The 21,781-nt window shown below is 67.5% G+C and carries 20 protein-coding genes; 16 read left to right on the forward strand and 4 right to left on the reverse strand.

What is annotated here, in order from left to right; translation table 11 throughout:
• Positions 1 to 38: 38 nt before the first annotated feature.
• Entirely contained in the window at positions 39 to 659 is a 621-nt protein-coding gene (locus ACW17W_RS05565; protein ID WP_492079747.1) for a hypothetical protein, read from the reverse strand.
• Here ACW17W_RS05565 and ACW17W_RS05570 point away from each other — a divergent pair.
• The 7 genes from ACW17W_RS05570 to ACW17W_RS05600 all read left to right on the forward strand — a co-directional run bounded on the left by ACW17W_RS05570 (position 658) and on the right by ACW17W_RS05600 (position 9,048).
• Positions 658 to 1,014, forward strand: coding sequence for a hypothetical protein (locus ACW17W_RS05570; RefSeq protein WP_492079748.1), 357 nt, complete (start codon positions 658 to 660; stop codon positions 1,012 to 1,014). The genes ACW17W_RS05565 and ACW17W_RS05570 overlap by 2 nt on opposite strands.
• Positions 1,015 to 1,632: 618 nt before the next feature.
• On the forward strand, positions 1,633 to 3,408 hold the full coding sequence (locus ACW17W_RS05575) for an N-acetylglutaminylglutamine amidotransferase (protein WP_492079750.1): 1,776 nt from the start codon (positions 1,633 to 1,635) through the stop codon (positions 3,406 to 3,408).
• Positions 3,398 to 5,167, forward strand: coding sequence for an N-acetylglutaminylglutamine synthetase (gene ngg, locus ACW17W_RS05580; RefSeq protein WP_492079751.1), 1,770 nt, complete (start codon positions 3,398 to 3,400; stop codon positions 5,165 to 5,167). Before ACW17W_RS05575 ends, ngg begins: the two co-directional genes overlap by 11 nt.
• Before the next feature lie 10 nt (positions 5,168 to 5,177).
• Positions 5,178 to 6,320 carry an osmoprotectant NAGGN system M42 family peptidase gene (locus ACW17W_RS05585; protein ID WP_492079752.1) on the forward strand — a complete coding sequence of 381 codons (1,143 nt, stop codon included), beginning with the start codon at positions 5,178 to 5,180 and terminating at the stop codon, positions 6,318 to 6,320.
• A 187-nt stretch (positions 6,321 to 6,507) separates the two neighbouring features.
• A complete protein-coding gene (locus ACW17W_RS05590) occupies positions 6,508 to 6,987 on the forward strand; it encodes a DUF421 domain-containing protein (protein WP_492079753.1) in 480 nt (159 codons plus the stop codon).
• Positions 6,987 to 7,472 (forward strand): DUF421 domain-containing protein, encoded by a 486-nt coding sequence (locus tag ACW17W_RS05595; protein WP_492079754.1) that lies wholly within the window; start codon positions 6,987 to 6,989, stop codon positions 7,470 to 7,472. Before ACW17W_RS05590 ends, ACW17W_RS05595 begins: the two co-directional genes overlap by 1 nt.
• A gap of 298 nt (positions 7,473 to 7,770) precedes the next feature.
• The gene (locus ACW17W_RS05600; RefSeq protein WP_492079755.1) at positions 7,771 to 9,048 is read left to right on the forward strand and encodes a cation:proton antiporter; all 1,278 of its coding nucleotides are present in this window, start codon (positions 7,771 to 7,773) and stop codon (positions 9,046 to 9,048) included.
• A gap of 100 nt (positions 9,049 to 9,148) precedes the next feature.
• On the opposite strand, the gene ACW17W_RS05605 is transcribed toward ACW17W_RS05600, so the two are convergent.
• Entirely contained in the window at positions 9,149 to 9,529 is a 381-nt protein-coding gene (locus ACW17W_RS05605; RefSeq protein ID WP_492079756.1) for a DUF1622 domain-containing protein, read from the reverse strand.
• A 555-nt stretch (positions 9,530 to 10,084) separates the two neighbouring features.
• Here ACW17W_RS05605 and ACW17W_RS05610 point away from each other — a divergent pair.
• Entirely contained in the window at positions 10,085 to 10,738 is a 654-nt protein-coding gene (locus ACW17W_RS05610) for a cytochrome c oxidase assembly protein (protein ID WP_492079757.1), read from the forward strand.
• Entirely contained in the window at positions 10,735 to 11,247 is a 513-nt protein-coding gene (locus ACW17W_RS05615; RefSeq protein WP_492079758.1) for a CopD family protein, read from the forward strand. Before ACW17W_RS05610 ends, ACW17W_RS05615 begins: the two co-directional genes overlap by 4 nt.
• Here the strand turns inward: ACW17W_RS05615 and ACW17W_RS05620 are convergent.
• Positions 11,217 to 11,729, reverse strand: coding sequence for a DUF2231 domain-containing protein (locus tag ACW17W_RS05620; protein WP_492079759.1), 513 nt, complete (start codon positions 11,727 to 11,729; stop codon positions 11,217 to 11,219). The genes ACW17W_RS05615 and ACW17W_RS05620 overlap by 31 nt on opposite strands.
• A gap of 27 nt (positions 11,730 to 11,756) precedes the next feature.
• Between ACW17W_RS05620 and ACW17W_RS05625 the strand changes: the two genes are divergently transcribed.
• From ACW17W_RS05625 to ACW17W_RS05645, 5 genes are all read left to right on the forward strand, one after another.
• The gene (locus ACW17W_RS05625; RefSeq protein WP_492080266.1) at positions 11,757 to 12,419 is read left to right on the forward strand and encodes a cytochrome c oxidase subunit II; all 663 of its coding nucleotides are present in this window, start codon (positions 11,757 to 11,759) and stop codon (positions 12,417 to 12,419) included.
• On the forward strand, positions 12,416 to 14,899 hold the full coding sequence (ctaD, locus tag ACW17W_RS05630; protein ID WP_492079760.1) for a cytochrome c oxidase subunit I: 2,484 nt from the start codon (positions 12,416 to 12,418) through the stop codon (positions 14,897 to 14,899). The genes ACW17W_RS05625 and ctaD overlap by 4 nt, the downstream gene beginning before the upstream one ends.
• Complete coding sequence (locus tag ACW17W_RS05635; RefSeq protein ID WP_492079761.1) at positions 14,896 to 15,219, forward strand: hypothetical protein; 324 nt, start codon at positions 14,896 to 14,898, stop codon at positions 15,217 to 15,219. The genes ctaD and ACW17W_RS05635 overlap by 4 nt, the downstream gene beginning before the upstream one ends.
• A gap of 223 nt (positions 15,220 to 15,442) precedes the next feature.
• Positions 15,443 to 17,887: a membrane-bound PQQ-dependent dehydrogenase, glucose/quinate/shikimate family gene (locus ACW17W_RS05640; RefSeq protein ID WP_492079762.1), complete on the forward strand. Its 2,445-nt coding sequence runs from the start codon at positions 15,443 to 15,445 to the stop codon at positions 17,885 to 17,887.
• A 31-nt stretch (positions 17,888 to 17,918) separates the two neighbouring features.
• Positions 17,919 to 19,220, forward strand: coding sequence for a DUF2254 domain-containing protein (locus ACW17W_RS05645; protein WP_492079763.1), 1,302 nt, complete (start codon positions 17,919 to 17,921; stop codon positions 19,218 to 19,220).
• A 192-nt stretch (positions 19,221 to 19,412) separates the two neighbouring features.
• Here ACW17W_RS05645 and ACW17W_RS05650 read toward each other — a convergent pair whose 3' ends face one another.
• On the reverse strand, positions 19,413 to 19,871 hold the full coding sequence (locus ACW17W_RS05650) for a MarR family winged helix-turn-helix transcriptional regulator (protein WP_492079764.1): 459 nt from the start codon (positions 19,869 to 19,871) through the stop codon (positions 19,413 to 19,415).
• Between the two features lie 166 nt (positions 19,872 to 20,037).
• On the opposite strand from ACW17W_RS05650, the gene ACW17W_RS05655 reads away from it, so the two are divergent.
• Together ACW17W_RS05655 and ACW17W_RS05660 are read left to right on the forward strand one after the other, a co-directional pair.
• Positions 20,038 to 20,817: an alpha/beta fold hydrolase gene (locus ACW17W_RS05655; protein ID WP_492079765.1), complete on the forward strand. Its 780-nt coding sequence runs from the start codon at positions 20,038 to 20,040 to the stop codon at positions 20,815 to 20,817.
• A gap of 73 nt (positions 20,818 to 20,890) precedes the next feature.
• Positions 20,891 to 21,721, forward strand: coding sequence for an alpha/beta fold hydrolase (locus tag ACW17W_RS05660; RefSeq protein WP_492079766.1), 831 nt, complete (start codon positions 20,891 to 20,893; stop codon positions 21,719 to 21,721).
• Positions 21,722 to 21,781: the final 60 nt, after the last annotated feature.

Raw genomic sequence — 21,781 nt, forward strand, 5'->3', positions numbered from 1 at the left:
GGTGAATTACGGCCCATGAAGAACGCTGCTTCCCGACCTCATCTCGCGGCCGCCGTCGGCCTCGCCACCCTGGTTGCGACCGCGCCGTCCCTGGCGGCGGCGCAGTCTTCGGCGTCCGCATCACCGCAGACCGCCGTTCCGGCCGCTGAGGCCGGGCGGTCGTTGACCCGCAACCTGAACAGCAGCCCGCCGGTCGCCGCCCTGCCGTTCGCACCGCCCGCCCCCGCACCGCCCGGCTCTACGCCCCCCGTGGTCGACACGCCCGCCGCCCCGGTCGCCCGTCCCGGGACGGTGTCGCCGCCGGCGCTGGCCCCGTCCAGTCCTGCGACCGCGTCCCTGCGGACGCCGGCTTCGGACCGGTCGACGCCCGCGTCCTCCGGTCCGGCCCGAAACGCTTCATCCGCGGTCCCTTCGTCCCCGGCCCGATCCGCTCCGGCGACCGTCACGTCCGCGCCAGCCCCGCGTCCCTCGCCGGCCACGACACCGGCGGCCGCTCCGACGGCCCCGATGTATTCGCCGCCCCGGCTCCCGGTCTCGGGCGGGCCCGCTGCCTCTGCGCCCGCCACTACGACGCCGGTCGCCACCGCGCCGGTCGCCACCGCGCCAGCCCCCACCCGCCCCGCTCCGATCAGCCCGGCCCCCTCCGCCTCAGGGGCCATGGCGCCGTCAGCCGTGGCCGCCCTGCCATTCTCGGTCGATCTTCCGCAGGGTTTCAGCATCACCAGGGGTCGGCCGGGGGCGGGCTTTGACGTCTATGCGATCCGGCGCGGCGAGACGTCCTTCGTCATGATCTACACAGGACCGTCGTCCCAGTTCCCGATCTATATCGGTGACACCGTCCAGGCCGCCGGCCGGTCCTCGGTGGTGGTCACCGAGAACGGCCAGAGACATGCAATGGAGCATCTGTTCCAGCGTCCGGACGCCCCCCGTGAGATCCATGTCTGGGTCTCCAGCCTTGAGGGAGCCGACGCCGCCCTGGCCGAGCAGATCGCCCAGTCGGTCGATCCGCGCTGAGCTGCGTCCGGCCGTAACGGGTTCGAGCCGGCGGCCTGAATAGCAGCTTGCGAGACTCGCCCTGATGCGCAAACCTGCTAACGGTTCGCAATAGCAGGTGACGCCATGATTGTTCTGACCGCAGGTTCCGGACGCCTGTGTGACTGGATGGAGGCCGGGACAGCGAAAATGGTCGACGGGCCGGCTGCTCCAGACCAGCTTGACCGACCCCACGGCCCCGCCTGTTCAGGGTGGCGCGGACACGCGGTCAGCGGAAGCAGCCGTTCTCTCTGGCTGGATCGGCCGGAGGTCCTCGGCCAGCACGCGGTTGGCGACAGACCGCAGGCTCTCGGGGCGACCGCGCCAGGCGGAGCAACCGCTGGTCAACAGCCCCGGGACTGCGCCATCACGCAAACCGGCCAGGCCTGACGATGGCCATCGAATAGCACCCGAAGTTGATCAGGGGCCGTTCCGATCCGAAGGGCGATGAAGCCGATATCAGTGCGACCGGTTTCAGGATGTCGCTTCGCCGACCCTTGGTTTCTGCTTCATGGGTCGGGACAGAGGTCCGTCATCGGGTTGAACTCTTTCGCGCCCCAGGCATTTTTACACGCTGCTTCCACAATTCAAGGAGGACCCATGTGCGGTCTGAGCGGCGAGATCAATTTCGATGGACGGCCGGCCGACGCCGGCGCTGTCCAACGCATGACGGATGCGCTCTCGCCCCGTGGACCGGACGGGTCCGGCATAGTGATGCGCGGCCCGGTGGGGCTGGGGCACCGCCGGCTGAAGATCATTGACCTGTCCGAGGCGGCGCAGCAGCCGATGGTCGACGCCGACCTGGGCGTGACCCTGGCCTTCAACGGCTGCATCTATAACTACCCGGAATTGCGGGAAGAACTTCAGGGGCTGGGCTTCCGCTTCTTCTCGCACGGCGACACCGAGGTCATCATCAAGGCCTGGAAGGCCTGGGGCGAGGCCTGCGTCGACCGGTTCAAGGGCATGTTCGCCTTCGTCCTGCATGAGCGGGACACGGGCCGCACCGTGATCGCCCGCGACAGGTTCGGCATCAAGCCGCTGTATCTGGCCGAACAGGGCAAACGGCTGAGGTTCGCCTCGACCCTGCCGGCTCTGCTGGCGGCGGGCGACGTGGACAAGACCATCGATCCGGTCGGCCTGCACCACTACATGACCTTCCACGCCGTGGTGCCGCCGCCGCACACCATCCTGAAGGGCGTGAAGAAGTTTCCGCCGGCGACCATCCGGGTGATCGAGGCGGACGGGACGGCCAAGGACCGGCTGTACTGGCAGCCGGACATGACCCGCCATGCCGAGGACGCCGACCTGACGGCCGAGGACTGGCGCGACCGGGTGCTGGACAGTCTGCGCGAGGCGGTGAAGCGCCGCATGGTCGCGGACGTGCCGGTGGGCGTGCTGCTGTCGGGCGGGGTGGATTCCAGCCTGATCGTCGGCCTGCTGGCCGAACTGGGGCAGAAGGATCTGATGACCTTCTCCGTCGGCTTCGAAGAGGCCAATGGCGAGAAGGGCGACGAGTTTGTCTATTCCGACCTGATCGCCAGACACTATGGGACCAAACACCATCAGATCTTCGTGCCGCACCAGCGGCTGATGGAGGCCCTGCCGGGGACCATCGGGGCCATGTCGGAGCCGATGGTGTCTTACGACAATGTCGGCTTCTATCTGCTGAGCCAGGAAGTCTCGAAACATATCAAGGTGGTGCAGTCGGGCCAGGGGGCGGACGAGGTGTTCGCCGGCTATCACTGGTACCCGCCGATGCTGGAGGCGACCGACCCGGTCGAGACCTACGCCAAGGCCTTCTTCGACCGCAGCCATGCGACGCTGAAGACCCAGTTGAACGGCGCATACATGGCCGACACCGACGTCAGCCGCGCCCTGGTCGAGGCCCATTTCGCGCAAGGGCGGGCGGCGACGCCGGTGGACCAGGCGCTGCGTCTGGACAGCCAGGTGATGCTGGTCGACGACCCGGTGAAGCGGGTCGACAACATGACCATGGCCTGGGGTCTGGAGGCGCGCGTGCCCTTCCTCGACCACGAACTGGTCGAGCTGGCCGGCCGGATCCCGCCGGAGCACAAGCTGGCCCAGGGCGGGAAGGGGGTGCTGAAGGAGGCGGCGCGTCTGGTAATCCCGTCCGAGGTGATCGACCGTAAGAAGGGGTATTTCCCCGTCCCCGCGCTGAAATACATCCAGGGCCCGTATCTGGAGATGGTGCGCGAAGCCCTGACCAATTCGGCGGCGCGCGATCGCGGCCTGTTCGACAGGGGCTATCTGGACACCCTGTTCGCCAATCCGACCGAACATATCACGCCGCTGCGTGGATCCGAGCTATGGCAAGTCGCCGTGCTCGAGATGTGGATGCAACAGCATGGGGTCTGACACTCGCCCGACGCGCCCCAAGGCCCACCGCCTGAAGCGGCTGCGGCACGAGGGACTGAAGCCGCCGGTGCAGGCGGGCGAGGGGCCGACGCCGGATGCCGTGCTGGACTGCGGCTGGGGCCGTCTGCTGTTCGCCCAGACCTTCGCCTCGGCGGAACCCCTGGTCGAGGCCTTGCGCGCCGAGGGACCGGATCGGCGCGACATCGCCTTCTATGTCCGCAATCCCCACGTCCTGCTGGCCCAGGCGCCGCAGGAACTGTTCCTGGACCCGTCGCACACCTATCGGCTGGAACTGGCCACCTATCGCGCCAGCCCTCGTCAGCCGCGGGGGTTCACCGTCCGCCGCATGACGTCGGAAATGGACGCCCAGGCGGTCAACGACATCTACGCCAAGCGCAAGATGGTGCCGGTCCCGCCGGACTTCTTCTGGTCGCACCGGGACGACCGGACCCTGACCTATTTCGTCGCCGAGGATACGACGACCGGGGCGGTGATCGGCACGGTGACCGGGGTCAATCACGCCCGCGCCTTCGACGATCCCGAATGCGGTTCGTCGTTGTGGTGTCTGGCCGTCGATCCCCAGGCGACCCAGCCGGGCGTCGGGGAGGCGCTGGTCCGGCGCCTAGCCGAGCATTTCAAGACCCAGGGCCTGGCGCACATGGACCTGTCGGTCATGCACGACAACGACCAGGCCATCGCCCTGTATGAGAAGCTGGGATTTCGCCGCGTGTCCTTCTTCGGGGTCAAGCGCAAGAATCCGATCAACGAGGCGCTGTTCGTCGGACCGACGGACGATCACGACCTGAACCCCTATGCCCGGATCATCGTCAACGAGGCGCGGCGGCGGGGCATCCACACCGAGATCGTCGACGCCGAGGGCGGGCTGTTCCGCCTGAACTGGGGCGGGCGGACGGTGCGGTGCCGCGAGAGCCTGTCGGAACTGACCTCGGCGGTGGCGCTGAGCATCTGCGACGACAAGCGGATGACCCGGCGCATCGTCGAGGCGGCCGGGGTGCGCGTGCCCGAGCGGATCGACCCCGGCGACCCGTCCGCCATCGACGAGGCCCTGGAGCGGTTCGGGGCCCTGGTGGTCAAGCCGGCGCGCGGCGAGCAGGGGCAGGGCGTCGCGGTCGGCCTGAAGACCATGACCGAGGTGCAGGGGGCGCTGATGCGGGCGCGCCGGATCTGTTCCGAGGTGCTGATCGAGGAGCAGGTGCAGGGCGAGGACCTGCGCCTGGTGGTGATCGACTACAAGGTCGTGGCCTGCGCCCTGCGTCGCCCGCCGCGCGTGGTCGGCGATGGACGGTCCACCCTGCGCGCCCTGATCGAGCACCAGAGCCGCCGTCGGGCCGCCGCCACCGGCGGGGAATCGACCATTCCCGTCGACGCCGAGACCGAACGCACCCTGGCGGAGGCGGGGTTTGGTCTGGACGGGGTCGCACCCGAAGGGGTGGAGGTCATGGTCCGCAAGGCCGCCAACCTGCACCTCGGCGGCACTATCCATGACGTGACAGACGAGGTTCACCCCGCCTTGATCCGGGCCGCGATCGCCGCGGCCCGCGCCATCGACATCCCGGTGACCGGCATCGACCTGATGGTGAGGTCGCCGCGCGCGCCCGACTACGCCTTCATCGAGGCCAATGAACGCCCGGGCCTCGCCAACCACGAACCCCAGCCGACGGCCGAGCGGTTCGTCGACCTGCTGTTCCCCCTGTCCGCCCCCGCCTCCGTGCGTGCGGTGCAAAGATCCGATGCCTGAAGGAGACCGCTTGGCCCCCCCCGAGATCGACCTCGACTATCTGAAGGCCCGTCTGGCCGACCTGCTGAACACCCCCAGCCCGACCGGCTATACCGACGAGGCGGTCTGGATGCTGTGCCGCGAACTGGGCCGACTTGGGGTCGAATACGAGTTGACCCGGCGGGGCGCCATCCGCGCCCGCCTCCCCGGGAGGGATGCCAAGCCTGCGCGCGCCATCGTCGCCCATGTCGACACCCTGGGGGCCCAGGTCAAACAGGTGAAGGACAACGGCCGGCTGGAACTGGTGGCCATCGGCCACTGGTCGTCCCGGTTCGCCGAGGGGGCCCGGGCCACGATCTTCTCCGAAGGGGGTGTGCTGCGCGGCACCATCCTGCCGCTGAAGGCCTCGGGCCACACCTTCAACGAAGAGGTGGACACCCAGCCGGTCAGCTGGCGTCAGGTGGAGTTGCGCATCGACGCCGTCACCCACGGGCGTGACGACACCCTGGCGCTTGGCGTGGACGTCGGCGACATCGTGGCCATCGACCCCCAACCCGAGTTCATGGATTCCGGCTTCATCGTTTCGCGCCATCTGGACGACAAGGCGGGGGTGGCGACGCTGCTGGCCGCCCTGGAATGCATGATCCGCGAGGGGCGGACGCCGACGGTCGACACCTGGTGGCTGTTCACCATCGCCGAGGAAGTCGGCCTGGGCGCCTCGTCGGTGCTGATCCCCGACGTCGCGGCCATGGTCACGGTCGACAACGGCACGACCGCCCCGGGGCAGAATTCGTCGGAGTTCGGCGTCACCATCGCCATGGCCGACCAGACCGGCCCGTTCGACTGGCACCTGTCGCGCAAGCTGGTTCAGCTGGCGCGCGATCACGGCATTCCGCACCAGAAGGACGTGTTCCGCTACTACCGTTCGGATTCCGCCTCGGCGCTGGAAAGCGGAGCCGATATCCGCACGGCCCTGGTCGCCTTCGGCATCGACGCCAGCCACGGCTATGAGCGGATCCACCAGAGCGCACTCGTCGATGTCGCCCGTCTGCTGGTGGCCTACGCCGGGAGCGATGTCGAAATCGGTCGGGACGCCCATGCGGTCGGGGGGCTGCGCGGCTTCACCCACCAGCCCTTGATCGACCTTGCCGGAGCGAGGGCATCGGGGACCTGAAGCCGATGGTCCCCGGCGGAGCGCGGCCCTTGCCGGGTCGAGCCGCAGCGCGGGTCGGGCTCTGTTCAGCCTGTTTCGCGCGTACTCGCAGCCGGGCGCCTTCGAACGCGGCGGCCGGGCTGACGTTCGCGAAGCCTCCCGGGCAACGTCTCCGCCGCGAAGCCGTTGGCGTGTGAAGGAGAAAGCCGTGCCGGACTTCATCTTCAGTGGCTGGCAGGGGGTAGTGCGGATGCTGCTGGTCGCTCCCGCAGCCTATGGGGCGCTGGTGATCATCCTGCGTCTATCGGGCAAGCGAACCCTGTCCAAACTCAATGCCTTCGACTTCATCGTCACCATCGCAATCGGTTCGACCCTGGCTTCGATCGTGACCACTCGATCTCTCTCCCTCGTGGAGGGGATCGCCGCGCTCGCCCTGCTCGTGGGTCTGCAGTTTCTGGTCACGGCGACCTCCGTCCGCTGGCAGGGGTTCCACAGAGCCGTGACGGCCGAACCGACCCTTCTGCTGCGCAACGGCGAGCCGCTTGTCGCGGCGATGAAGCGGGAACGGATCACCGAAGACGAGCTGGAAGCCGCCGTGCGCCAGGCCGGTGGCAGGAGGCTCAGTGAGGCGGAGGCGGTCATTCTTGAAACAGACGGGTCGCTGACGGGCATCCTTCGGTCCAGCTGATGGAGACGCTTCACAGCCTGATCGGGACGCAGGGCCAGGACATCAGCGCCGGTCAGATGGCGCTGCGGGCGGTCCTGATCTTCCTGCTTGGCGTGATCATCGTCCGCTTCGCCGCCACGCGGGCGTTCGGCAAATGGAGCGCGCTGGACATCATCTTCGCCGTGGTGGTCGGGTCCAACCTCGGCCGGGCGATGACTGGCAGCGCGCCGTTCGTCCCCACCCTCGCAGCCACGGTCGTCCTGGTCGCCCTGCATGGCGTCCTGGCCAGGGTGTCGGCGAGATGGTCGTGGATCAGCGCTCTGACCAAAGGCCGGTCGGTGGTCCTCGTGGAGGACGGCGTCATCAATCGGGACCGCATGCGGCGCGCCGGCATCGGGGAGGGCGACCTGAGAATGGCGCTGCGCGCCGAAGGCCATCAGGGCCTTGATGAGGTCAAGACCCTGTCTCTGGAGCGGAACGGCGACATCACCATCATAACCCGTTGAACGCCGGTGCGGACTCTCCTCCGCTCCCGTCACGCCGGTGGCCAGGAGCGTATCCCGTCGACACACGGCGCAACGGGCTGTTGAACGAGGCTCTGTCCCGGCGCCTGCCCCGCACCGGTCCGTCCTCGACGCCTTCGGTGCGACTGGGACGACGCCGTCTGCACTCCGAGGCCGGAGGGCTGACGTCCGGGCCCTTGGCACAGGCGCTCACCGGACGTATCGGCCGGCCTGCTGATCAGGTGTGTGATGCTGGAAAAGTCTCTACGATGAGCGTCTGAGTCTCGGGGACCTGTGACGCATGATAAGCGACGTCGAGCTTTCGCCTTTCCAGGCCGCAGCGATTCTCATTGTGCTCAGCGCAACGCTCGGCTGGTTCAACCATCGCTTTTTCAAGCTGCCCGGTACGGTCGCCATGACCCTCATGGGGGCGGTTGCGTCACTGGCCGTGATCGCCACCGACGCAGTTCTGCCGGCCAGCCAAGTGTCCGGGACCGTCAGCAGGCTTCTGGAAGACATCGACTTCCACGAGACCCTGATGAACGGGATGCTGTCCTTCCTGCTCTTCGCCGGCGCCCTCCATGTCGATATCGAGCACCTGCGAAAGGGGCGTTGGCAGATCGCCATCCTCAGCACCATCGGGGTGGTCGTCTCGACCCTGATCGTCGGCGCAGGGCTGTGGGCGCTCAGCCGGCTGATCGGGATAGAGGTCCCGCTGATCTGGTGCTTCGTCTTCGGCGCCATCGTCAGCCCGACCGACCCTGTTGCGGTGATGGGCGTGCTGAAAACCTCCAGCGTGCCGCCGACTCTGCAGGCGACGATCGCCGGCGAGAGCCTGTTCAACGACGGCGTGGGCGTGGTCGTGTTCTCGATCCTCCTCGCCAGCGCCGTGGGCGGCGAAGCCTTTTCCCTCGTCCATGCGGGAGAGCTGTTCCTCGTCGAGGCGTTGGGCGGCGCGCTACTGGGAGGGGTGATCGGATGGATCGCCTATCGCGCCATGAAGGCCATCGACGACTATTCGGTCGAGGTAATGATCACCCTGGCCACGGTCATGGGCGGCTATGCCCTGGCCTCTGCGCTCCATATCAGCGGGCCGGTCGCCATGGCTGTCGCCGGCCTGATCGTCGGCAACCACGGGGTCAGCTACGCCATGAGCGCCAATACCAAGGACTACCTGTTGAAGTTCTGGGCCTTGGTCGACGAGGTTCTGAACGCCGTCCTGTTCCTGCTGATCGGTCTCGAGGCGGTGGTGCTGGCGGATCGTCTGGGGCTTCTGGGGCTCGGCGTTCTGACCATCCCTCTGGTGCTGATCGCGCGCGCCGTCTCGGTAGGGACGCCGCTGTTGTTCTGGCGCAATCTCCTGCCCTTCAGGCTGGCGTTTCCGGTCATGACCTGGGGCGGCCTACGCGGCGGGATTTCCATCGCCCTCGCCCTGTCCCTTCCGTCAGGCCCGATGAAGGACGTCCTCCTCGCGGCGACCTATGTCGTCGTGCTCTTCTCCGTCCTTGCGCAGGGCGGGACCATCGGCGCGCTGGTCAAGCGGTGGTCCAGCCGGGCAACGGCGCCGGCGCCGCGATAGGGGGCGGTGGGATTTTCACCGGGCCCGTGCGGATGTGGCTCTGCTGGAACCGGACCGGAACGGCGGCAAAGACCCGCGCGTGAGCTCGCCACATCCCGGGCTAACGTCGTGCGGGTCCACTCTCTTCCCGTCGGTCGGCGCGACGCCACGGCCAGCACCCCTCGATCTCCGTCTCGAGCGAGAAGCTGAGGAATGTGCGGATCAGAATCACGAGACCGAGCAGCCCGACGGTCTGCAGCGTCAGCGGCGCCGTTATCGTGCTGATGATGTCCGCCCCGACGAGAAGTTCCAGACCGAGCAGAATGCCGCGCCCCAGGTTGGCCCTGTAGTTCCTGTAGGCGCTGCGCCAGTCCCGATCCCGGGCGCCGTTCAGAATGAACAGGCAGGTCGAAAGCGCCACGCCGCCAATGATGATGCCGGCGCCAAGGAGCTCCAGAACGACGGCGAATGGTTCAATGAAGCCGTGCGCCCCGCTCAGCATCGACCGACTCCGCCGGGCTCGGGTTCGCCCGGTGCGACGACCACCGCAGCCGGCAATGCGCCCACGATCAGGCTTGCGCCCCGGAAGACGCGCGGGTTCATGTTGGTTCTGGCCATCGGCCTATAGCGTGGTGCTCCGGCCAAGGTTGCCTCCGCCGTCTACGGCCCCACTTTGGCCGGCTGGCGGATGCCCCCTCGTCGGGGACGAGCCCTCCGCCGCGGCCCGGGTTGAAAGCTCGACGCTGCAGTCGCCAGGATGGTCGACCGTCGGCCAGGCGAAGCTATGCGCAGGGCGAGGCGCAGCAGAACCGCCGACCCGCCCGGGATAAAATCGCGAAACGCGCTGAACCAATGGTCAAGCTGATGGTTGCCCTCTCTGGCGGCCGGTGAACCAGGAGGGACTTGTGAGTGTCAGCATAGCCAACCTCCGGGCTTCGGCGTCCGGGCGGCCGCGCGCCGTGCGCGAGGCGTCAGTACCGGCAGCTCCCGATCCGGGGCGGTAGGCGTGGCCATACCCATTGCCTATTGCGGACCGCCGCCAACGCCGGCCACGCTGGTGAGCAGTATCAATCCTGATCCCGCGGTCTGGATCGCACTGATCGTCATGGCCGTGGCGTTGCGGAAGCGCAGGGCGGGCCTCGTCGCGGTCGGGGTTCTGGCTCTCGCCTTCGTGTCCCCCCTGTGCGCCCTGTCATCCGCCCTGTTCTCCGCGCGGGTCGTCCATCATGTCCTGCTTGTCGCCGTGGCGGCTCCCCTGCTCGCGGTGGCGCTCCCCGCCCGCGCCTCCAGGGGTATTGCGGCGCCGTTTGCGGCGTCTACGGCCGTGCTTTGGATCTGGCACCTGCCTGCGGCCTATGACGCAGCCCTGGCGAACGTGGCGCTCTACTGGGTGATGCAGCTGTCCCTGCTGGGCGCCGCCCTCCTGTTCTGGAGGGCTGTTCTGGCTGACGACCGTTCTCCTGTGGACCGGATCGGCTTCGTCGTGGCGGCGTTCGCCCAGATGGGGATGCTGGGCGCGCTGCTCACTTTCGCGCCCGCACCGCTGTACGCCGCTCATGCTTTCGCGCCCCTGGCCTGGGGGCTGACCCCGTTGCAGGACCAGGCGCTGGGCGGCGTAATCATGTGGGTGCCGGCGGGCGTACCCTATGCGATCGCGGTCGTCTGGATCGCGCGCCGGGGGTGGAGTCGGCTCAGGGCGGTCGGCGCATGATTGACTGGCTGGCGCCCGCCGTCCCCCTTTTCAAGGCGGCGCATATCATCGGTCTGGTGATCTGGTGCGGCGGGCTTCTGGCCCTGCCGTTGATGTTGACGCGCCATGACCCGAACATCTCGGTCCTGGACTACCGGACGATCAGGACGGCCTCACACCTGACCTATACGATGTGCGTGACCCCCGCCGCCGTGACCACCGTAGTCGCGGGAACGTGGCTGATCTTTCTACGCGATGTTCACGTGCCCTGGCTGTTCGCCAAGCTGGCGTTCGTCGCGATGCTCGTTATGACCCATGCGTGGATCGGGCATATCGTCGCCGGGATCGGCGAGGAACCCGGCGAGCACAGGCCGCCCCCGGCCTGGCTGCCCATCGGCCTGGCGCTGGCGCCCATGCTGGTCATCCTGACGCTGGTGCTGGCCAAGCCGGTTCTGGACCGGGTCGCCTTCCCGGAGTGGCTGACTGAGCCTCGGAGCGGTCAGCTCCTGTTCGACACACCCAGTCGATAGTCGAAGACGAGTTTGCCGCCATGCCAGCCCGTTACCGCCACCACCCCGACACACAGCGCCGACAACAGGATGCCATAGGGCAGAACCGCCTCCTCATACCCGGACAGTCGATGTCCCCAGTTGGCCCCGAGCAGCGCCAGCAGGGTCACGGCGATAATGAAGTGGGTCCAGGCCGGCGCCCGCGCGCGGATACCGGACACCATCAGCAACTCCGCCGTGCCGGAGAAGCCGGCCAGCATACCGAACAGAAAGCCCGTGCCGGCGGACCAAAGCGCGACGCGGGCCCAGAAGCCGTCGCCCGTCCACCAGTACAGGGCGTCGGCCCCGAAGGTGCAGAAGGTGAGTGCGACGGGAAAGGCCACGCTCATCGCGTGGATCGGATGACCGAACACCGCGACACGCGACTCTGTGACAGAGAAGCCGGGAGCAGCGGCGATCGGGTCGATCAAAGCGTCGGCTTCGGCCTCGATGTCTTCGGTCACGGCGCATCCTCGCGGTTTCTGGTGCTTGTGTTGACAACGACGCTGATGCTGGCGGGTTGCGAAGGGCCCTTGTCGACGGTGGATCCAGCGGGTCCGGCCTCGCGCGCCATCGCACAGTTGTGGTGGGTGATGCTGGCCGGCGCGGGCGCCATCTTCCTCCTTGTCATGGCGCTCGTCGCGCTCGCCTTTGTCCGCGCCCGCCCGGATAGAGGCGATGAGACCCATCAGACGCGGCTATGGATCATCAAACTCGGCATCGTCTTCCCGACGGTCGTGCTGCTCTCGCTCCTGGCCTATGGTCTCGTCGTCGGTGAACGGCTTCTTCCGCGTCAAGGGCCCGATGTCGTCAGCGTCACTGCCGAAGCCCGTCGGTCGTCCTGGACCTTCGGTTACGGCGACCGGCCCGGGTTGAGGACCGAGAACGTCCTTCATATTCCCGCCCGGCGTCCGGTCGATGTCGCCATCACCTCGACCGACGTGATCCACAGCTTCTGGGCGCCGCGCCTGGCCGGCAAGATCGACGCCATTCCAGGCCATGTGAACGTCCTGCGTATCGAGGCTGACGCGCCGGGGACCTATGCCGGCCGCAGCGCCGAGTTCAGCGGCGTTGGCTACGACGATTTCGCCTTCACCGTGGTCGCCCACGACCCCGCCTCCTGGGAGCGCTTCGTCCGAAGCGGCACGCCATGAACACGCTCCAGCGCCATCGCCGCCTGACCGAAATCTGGTCGTCCGAGCCCGGTGCTCGCGGCCTGTTCTCGACCGTCAACCACACCGACCTGGGCCGCATGTTCCTGGCGGTATCCTTCTTCTTTTTCCTGATCGGCGGCGTCCTCGCCATGCTGATCCGGGCCCAGTTGGCCACGCCCCAATCGGCCTTCGCCGGGCCGGAGATCTACAACCAGATCTTCACCATGCACGGGACCATCATGATGTTCCTGTTCGCGATCCCCACGTTTGAGGGGCTGGCGATGTATCTGCTTCCGAAAATGCTGGGCGCCCGCGACCTCGCCTTCCCACGGCTCTCGGCCTACGGCTTCTGGTGCTATGTCTTCGGCGGGACGATGCTGCTGGCGTCGATGGTGCTGGGCATCGCGCCGGACGGCGGCTGGTTCATGTATCCGCCCCTGACCAGCGCCATCCATTCGCCCGGGATCAACACCGACTTCTGGCTGATCGGCATCACCTTCGTTGAAATCTCGGCCATCGCGGCGGCGGTCGAGATCACCGTCTCGATCCTCAAATACCGCGCCCCCGGCATGTCGCTGGACAAGATGCCGATCTTCGCCTGGTACGCCCTGGTCACCGCCCTGATGATCCTGACCGGCTTTCCGCCGCTGATCCTGGGGTCAATCCTGCTGGAGCTGGAACGGGCCTTCGGACTGCCCTTCTTCCAGGCCGAGTTCGGCGGCGACAGCCTGTTGTGGCAGCACCTTTTCTGGCTGTTCGGCCACCCGGAGGTCTACATCATCTTCCTGCCGGCGGCGGGGGTCATCTCGACCATCCTGCCGGTCATGTGTCGGACGACCCTCCTCGGCTATGGCTGGATCGTCGCCTCGGCCACGGGGCTGGCCTTCCTGTCGTTCGGCCTGTGGGTCCACCACATGTTCACCACGGGCATTCCGCACATGGGTCTGGCCTTCTTCTCGGCGGCCTCGACCCTGGTGGCGGTGCCGACGGGGGTCCAGCTGTTCGCCTGGATCGGCACCATGTGGAAGGGCCGGCCCAGCCTGCGCATGCCGATGCTTCATCTGCTCGGCTTCTTCTTCACCTTCGTGATTGGCGGGCTGACCGGGGTCATGGTCGCGATGGTGCCGTTCGACTGGCAGGCGCATGACACGGCCTTCGTCACGGCCCATCTGCACTACGTCCTGTTCGGCGGCTTCGTCTTTCCGATCCTGGCCGGCCTCTACTACTGGATGCCGCACGTCAGTGGGCGCAGGCGGTTCTTCCGACTGGGCGAGCTGGCCTTCGCCCTGGTCTTCCTCGGCTTCCACGTCACCTTCCTGGCCATGCACTGGGTCGGTCTGCTGGGCCAGCGGCGGCGGATCTCGACCTATCTGCCGGAGGACGGCTGGACGACCGTCAACCTGATCTCCTCGATCGGCAGTTTCGTGCTGGCCATCGGCATCGCCATGGTGATCGTCGACCTGGTCCTGCACGCCTTTACCGCGCGCCGCAGCCGTCGCGACCCGTGGCAGGCCGGGACCCTGGAGTGGGCGATGATGACGCCGCCGCCGGCGTATAATTTCGCCAGCCTGCCCCATGTCGACAGCCGTCAGCCGCTCGCCGACGATCCCGACCTGGCGATCCGCCTGGCCCGGGGGGAGGGCTATCTTTCCGAGCCCCGGGACGACTGGCGCGAGGCGCTTACGGTCGAGACCGCGAGCGGAACGCCGGATTTCCACGTCATCTATCCGACGAACAGCCGGCTGCCGATCCTGATGGCGGCGGTCACGGGCGTGTTTTTCGTCTCGCTTCTGCTGAAGTTCTACTGGACCGTTCCACTCGCGGTGGTCGGGGTGGCGATACTGGCGTGGCGCTGGGCATGGTCGCTCGGCCGCACCTCGGATCTGCCGCTACGCGCGATTGGCCGGGGACTGATGCTGCCTCACGCCACCCAGGTCGAACGATCACCCAGCTGGTGGGGCTCGGTCTTCCTGCTGACGGCCGACGCCACCTTCTTCGGCTCGCTGCTGTTCGGCTTCGCCTTCCTCTGGACGGTGGCTCCGGCCTGGCCGCCATCCGCATGGTTCGGCGCGTCGCTGCCTGAGCTGATCCTCGGCGTCACCGGAGCCGGTCTGGGCGCAGCGTCTATCCGGTGGGCCGCCAGGGCCAACGCGCGGGGCGGGGCGGTCGGCGTGGGCCTGGGTCTCGCCTTTGTGGGGGCGCTGTTTGTATCCGTCGCGGCGCTTGGGGTTGTGCTGCGGGCGCCCACGCCCGCCGATCACGCCTACGGCGCCACTCTGCTGGTGCTCGGCGGCTATGTTCTGTTCCACGCCGGTCTGGCCGGCATGATGGTGGCCTTCCTGGCGGCCCGGCGCGTGAAGGGCTTTACCTCGCCGCGACGCCTGGCGGAGTTTCCGGTCGTCACCCTCTGGATCGACTATCTCGCCGCAAGCTCGGTCCTGACTCTCGTCCTTGCCCACCTCCCCGGGATGCTGACGTGAGGGACATCGTCCGCATCCTCATCGCGCCGCTTGTCTGGCTGGCCAGTTTCAGCGCGGTCTATGGTTTGCACGGGCTCATTTGCGGGCACGGGATCGATGGCGCGATCTTCGGGGGTTTGTCGCTTCCGCGAGCCCTGATGGTGTCCGCCTACGGGCTGGCGGTCCTCGTTCAACTGGTTCTGGTATGGGGCCTCCATAGCGAGCGGTTTGGCGCGTCTTCGCCGTTTGTACAGTCGTTGAGCCGCGCGACGGGTTGGATTGGACTGGTCGCCGCCGTCTGGAGCCTGCTTCCGGCGATGACCACGACCTATTGCCTCTGAGCCCTGACCACGCAGGGCGTCCTGCCGAGTGATCCCCGATCGTCGCTGACGACGGCGGCAACGCGCCTGCGACCGGCCGTCTGGCCGTTCCGGAGGGGCGACTTCACCACCTGCGCCACAGGCATGCGACGACATGCCCCCGGGCGCCTGTGGCGAAATGTGGAACCTCCCGACGGAACCGCAGGTTCCTGTCTGGGGCACCGGGCCGGGACAGGAGTGGCGAATGACTCGATTCGACGGGAAGGGCGCATGGAGCGCGATGGCGGTGCGCGTCCTTGCGGGCGTGTTGGCCCTGATCGGGGTGGCCCTGACGGTCGGCGGGGCCTGGCTGGCGTCGCTGGGCGGGTCCTTCTACTACCTGCTGGCCGGGGCGGGCCTGATCGCCTCGGCCGTCATGCTGTGGCGCCTCAGGCTGCTGGGCGCCTGGATCTATGTCGGCGTTTTCATTCTGACCGTGCTGTGGGCGTTGTGGGAAGTCGGCCTGAACGGCTGGGCGCTGGTCCCTCGCGTGGTCGCTCCCGGCGTCCTTCTGGTCTTCGTGATCGCCGCGCTTCCCAGGCTGGACACGCGTCGTGGAGGGCGACTGGCTATGGGAGGGGCGACCGTTCTGGTCGTCGGCGCCCTGGTCTTTGGTGTGGTGGTCGCCCGGGCCAACCGGCCCATGCAGCCCGCCGACGTCCAGGCGTCGGGGCTCTCCGCCATGTCCGATCCCTCGCTCCGCGCCGCCGGGGCGGACTGGCCGGCCTATGGCGGCACGGAGGCCTCGCGACGCTTTTCGCCACTGACCCAGATCAACCGCGCGAATGTCGGCCAGCTGGAGCGCGCCTGGACCTTCCGCACCGGCGACACGCCGGACGAAAAATGGGGGGCGGAGACGACGCCCCTGAAGGTCGGAGACACCATCTACCTCTGTTCGGCGCGTAACATCCTGATTGCCCTCGACGCCCGCACCGGCAAACAGCGCTGGCGCCATGATCCCCAGGTCTCGGATGACTGGATACCCTACACCGCCGCCTGCCGCGGCGTGGCCTGGTACGACGTGGAGGCGTCCGCGTCGGCGGGAACGCCCGGCGCCCCGTCGCCGGCCGTGCCGGCGTCGCCCGCCGCGGGCGCCGCATGCGCCACCCGCATCATCGAGGGCACTCTGGACGGCCGGCTGATCGCCGTCGACGCCCGGACCGGCCGGCCCTGCGCCGGCTTCGGAACCAATGGCGCGGTCGACATCAAGGCGGGCATGGGCGACGTCATCCCCGGCATGGTGTCGATCACCTCGGCCCCGACCATCGTCCAGGGCGTGATCGTCACCGGCCACCAGGTGCTGGACGGCCAGTACAGGTCCGCCCCGTCGGGCGTGATCCAGGGCTTCGACGCCGTCACCGGCGAACTGCGCTGGGCCTGGGACATGACCCGTCCCGACCTGACCGGCCGTCCCGCTGCGGGCGACCAGTACACGCGCGGCACCCCCAATATGTGGACGACCGCCTCGGGCGATGAACAGCTGGGCCTGGTCTATCTGCCGATGGGCAACTCCGCCGCCGACTACTACAGCGGCGACCGGTCGGAGGCCGAGAACCGCTTCGCCACGGCCCTGGTGGCGCTGGACGTGAATACCGGGCGTCCGGCCTGGTCGTTCCAGACCGTGCGCAAGGACGTCTGGGACTATGACCTCGGCTCCCAGGCGACCCTGATCGACTATCCGACGGCGGCGGGGGTGATCCCGGCTCTTGTCCTGCCCAGCAAACAGGGCGACCTCTATATTCTGGACCGTCGCACCGGTCGGCCCCTGACGCCTGTCGAGGAGCGCCCGGCCCCCCGGGGCGGCGTCGAGCCGCAGGAGCGCACCGCGACCCAGCCGTTCTCGCGCTTCCACACCCTGGCCAAACGCGACCTGACCGAGCGCGACATGTGGGGCATGTCGCCGATCGACCAGATGATCTGCCGCATCGGCTTCCGCCAGGCCGCCTATGACGGCATCTATACGCCGCCGACCAGCGACCGGCGCTGGATCCAGTATCCGGGCTACAATGGCGGCTCCGACTGGGGCGGGGTGGCGGTTGACCCCCAACGCGGCTGGATCATCGCCAACTACAACGACATGCCCAACTATAACCGGCTGGTTCCGCGCGCTGAGGCCAATGAGAAAGGTTGGCTTCCGCACGGCGATCCGCGAGCCCGGAAAGGCGGGGCAGAGGGCGCCGGCGATCCACAGGTCGGCGTCCCCTATGCCATCGACGTCAACGCCGGCTGGCGGATGGGGTCGACCGGCATGCTGTGCAAACAGCCCCCCTACGGCGGCATCCGCGCCATCGACATCCGCAGCGGCCAGACGGTCTGGGACCGGCCTCTGGGCACCGCCCGTAAGAATGGTCCGTTCGGCATTCCGTCAATGCTCCCGCTCGACATCGGCACGCCCAACAACGGAGGTTCGGTGGTTACCGCCGGCGGACTGATCTTCATCGCCGCCACAACGGATGACCTGATCCGGGCCATCGATATCGAGACCGGAGAGACGGTGTGGTCCGACGTCCTTCCGGCCGGGGGTCAGGCCGGTCCGATGGTCTATGAGCAGGACGGGCGGCAGTATCTCGTCCTGATGGCGGGCGGACACCACTTCATGGAGACGCCCGTCGGCGACCATGTGATCGCCTGGGCCCTGCCTCAGCGATAGGCATCCATTCCGCGGAAGTCCGGAGCATGAGATGAAGGCGCACCTTCGCAAGATGGTCCTGGAGCTTACCGACGCTTTCTGGACGCTGCCGGCGGTCATCGTCCTGTTGTTGTGCGGCCTCGCGGTCCTGGCCGTCGATGTCCAGGCGATGGACGCCCTGCCGTCCTGGATTCCTGAAGGATGGGTCTATGGCGGCGGAGACACCGGAGCCCGGACCCTCCTCGGCGCGATCGCCTCTTCGACGATCGGCGTGGCCGGCACGCTGTTCTCCATCACGATCGCCGCCCTGACCCTGGCCTCCAGCCAGATGGGGCCGCGCCTGCTGCGCAACTTCATGCGTGATCGGGGCAATCAGGTGACCCTGGGCGTCTTCCTCGGCACGTTCGGCTATGCCCTGATCGTCCTTCGCTCCGTTCGGGGAGGGGAGAGCTCACCGTTTGTTCCTTCGCTGGGCGTGACGGTCGGTCTGCTCCTTGCCGGCGCGTGCATCGCCCTGCTGATCTACTTCATTCACCACGTCGCCAGCCGCATCAACGTCGACACCGTTATCGACCTCGTCCACGACGACGTCCTGAAGGGCATGGCGCGACTGACCCTCGATCAGGATCCGCCAGCCCGGCCGGACGCGATCAACTGGCGGCAGGGCCGCGAGGTCTCGATCGCGGCCGACGGCTATCTGCAGCAGATCGACACCGACTCACTCGGCGAATGGGCCGCAGACAATGACTGCGTCATCCGCCTTCTGAGACGGCCAGGCGAGTTCGTCTTCCCGCACACGCCGATCGCCCGCATTTCCAGACCCGTCGAAGGCGCCGAAGACGCGATCCGCAACGGCATCGCGCTCAGCCGGCAGGGCGGATCGCCCGGCGACCTCACCTTTCCCGTCGCCCAGCTGGTGGAGGTGGCGGTGCGCGCCCTCTCGCCGGGGGTCAACGATCCCCGCACGGCCATCAGTGTGCTGGATCGCCTTGGAGCCGCGCTGACCAGCCTGTCGCGCCGGTCTCTTGACGACGGCGCGCACGAAAGAGACGGGGTGGTCCGGGTGCGGGTTCCGCCACTCGCCTACCCGGACCTGACCAACGTGATGTTCGGGATGATCCGTGAGAGCGCGGGCGGTTCGCCCTCGGTCCTGATCCACATGGTGAAGGTCCTGACCGAGGTGGCCGGGGTCGAGACCGTTCCGGAGCGGCTGGAGGCGCTTCGTCGGCACGCCCGGATCGCCGACGCCGAGGGGCAGGCCCGGTTTCTCAATGATGCGGACAAGCAGCGGCTTTCCGCTGCCTGCTCCGCCTGTCTGGCGACCGCCGCCCGTTCGTCGGGCGCCGCACGATAGCGTTCACCCTGTCAAACCTGCCCGGGGCGACCTGGTCCATATGCAGCTCTCCCGCTTCCATGACCGGCCGGGATCCACCTGTTTCCGAACGGCGACGGCGTTCGGGCGGCTATTGACTTTGGCGCGCTCCTGATCGCGCGGCCAGGGTTGGGGTTTCGCACCGGTACACCCGAGCACAGGAATTGTCGGCCGTCAGCGGTCGGCCGACTTCGCCTTGGCGCCGCCAAGGGCCTCTGTGAGCTGACGCACGGCGTCGTTCAGAGCCCCGATGTCCCCAACGGTCATGGCAGAATTCTCAAGCAGCTTCTCGTTGAGGCATCTCGACCTGGCTTCCATGTCGCGACCAGCCGGCGTCAGGTCGATCAGGACCTGGCGCTCATCCTCCGGATTGCGGGTGCGCGTCACCAGGCCCCCGACCTCAAGCCTCTTCAGAAGAGGCGTCAGGGTGCTGGTCTCCAGAGACAGGCGATCGGCGATCGCACCGATCGGCTGGAGGCCGCTCTCCCACAAAACACTGAGCACGAGGTACTGCGGATAGGTCAGCTGCAGGTCGTCGAGCAGCGGCTTGTACGTCCGGCCGATCGCTAGGGCGGCGGAATACACGGAGAAGCAGAGCTGTTTCTCCAGGGGGCGGGTAGGGGATTTTGTCACGGGGGACCTCCTGAACAGACCCTGGTCGTGCGCCTTCGCCGATAAAAGATCGCGCGATAAACATTTTTGCTGGACAGGCCGGATCGCCGGGCGCAGAACACTATTGCGATAATCATTATCGCAATAACAAAATGGCGATGACGCCCCAGCATAAGGAATTTTCGCGATGATCAAGACCATTTCCGCCCTTACCGCCGCCGTCGCCCTGGCGACCGGGGCCGCCCCGGTCTCCGCAGCGCCCGCCGGACCGGTGCGCAATATCGTTCTGGTCCACGGCGCCTTCGCCGACGGCTCTGGCTGGCGCGGCGTCTATGACGAACTGACCTCGCGCGGCTATCGCGTCAGCATCGTTCAAAACCCGCTCACCTCTTTCGAGGACGACGTCGCCGCGACCCGCCGGGTGCTGGCGCGTCAGGACGGCCCCTCGATTCTGGTGGGGCATTCCTACGGCGGCACGGTCATCACGGAGGCGGGTTCCGATGCCAGCGTGGCCGGTCTGGTCTACGTCGCCGCCTTTGCTCCGGAAATCGGCCAGTCGTCGCTCGACCAGTACGCCGAAATGCCGGCTCCGCCGAGCTTCCAGCCTGACGTCCAGACCGATGGCTTCGCCTATCTGAAGACGGACACCTTCATCGCCGGGTTCGCCGCCGACGCCGGCGACGACGCCGCCTTCCTGCGCGACTCCCAGGTGCCGATCGCGATGCGCGCTCTTGAAGCGAAGGTCACGACCGCAGCCTGGCGTCTGAAGCCCAGCTGGTATGTCGTCGCGACCGAGGACGGGGCCATTGCACCCGAACTGCTGCGCAGCACGGCCCGTCGGATCGGCGCGGCGACGACCGAGGTGCGGGCCAGCCACGTCGTCTTCCTGACGCAGCCCCGGGCCGTCGCCGACGTGATCGAACAGGCTGCAAGGGGCGCCGCGACCGCGCCCACAGCGGCGCAATAGGCCCCTCTTCTTCCCCGCCGGACACGAACGTCCCGGCTCAACTCACGCCACCTGGTGGCGCAGGAGCAAGACCATGACAACCATCACCACACGCGATCACGTCGAAATCTACTACAAGGACTGGGGTCCGAAGACCGGTCCCGTCATTGTCCTCAGCCACGGCTGGCCGCTCAACTCCGACAGTTGGGAGAACCAGGCCTTCGCCCTGGCCACGGAAGGCTACCGGGTCATAACCCATGACCGTCGGGGGCACGGCCGTTCCAGCCAGCCGTGGGACGGCAACGACATGGATCACTATGCCGATGATCTGGCGCAGCTGATCGAGGCGCTTGACCTGCGCGATGTGTCGCTTTTCGGCTTCTCCACCGGCGGCGGAGAGATCGCCCGCTATGTCGGCCGTCACGGAACGTCCCGCGTGTCGCGCCTTGGCCTGATATCGGCCGTGACGCCGCTCATGGTGCAGACCCCGGCCAATCCGGGCGGCCTCCCCGTCGCGGTGTTCGACGGAATCCGGGCCGGCAGCCTGACGGATCGGTCGAGGCTGTACCAGGACATCGCCTCCGGCCCGTTCTTCGGCTTCAACCGACCCGGGGCGACCGCGTCCCAGGGGGTGGTCGACGCCTTCTGGCTGCAGGGAATGACCGGGGGGCACAAGAACACCTATGACTCGATCAAGGCCTTCTCGGAGACGGACTTCACCGAAGACCTGAAGAGGTTCGATCGGCCCACGCTCATCGTGCATGGGGATGACGATCAGATCGTGCCGATCGGCGCCGCCGCCCATGCCGCCAAAACGCTTGTCCCCCACGCCGAACTCAAGATCTACGCCGGGGCGCCGCATGGCATTACGGACACGCACAAGAGCCAGCTTTCTGCGGACATTCTTGCATTCCTCAGAGCCTGACGGCTTCAGGCGTCGGCTGGCGGTCCGCCTCGCGATCGCCAGCCGGGGCCCTGGCGGCAG

The organism is Brevundimonas sp. FV1ye29L (assembly GCF_058681095.1).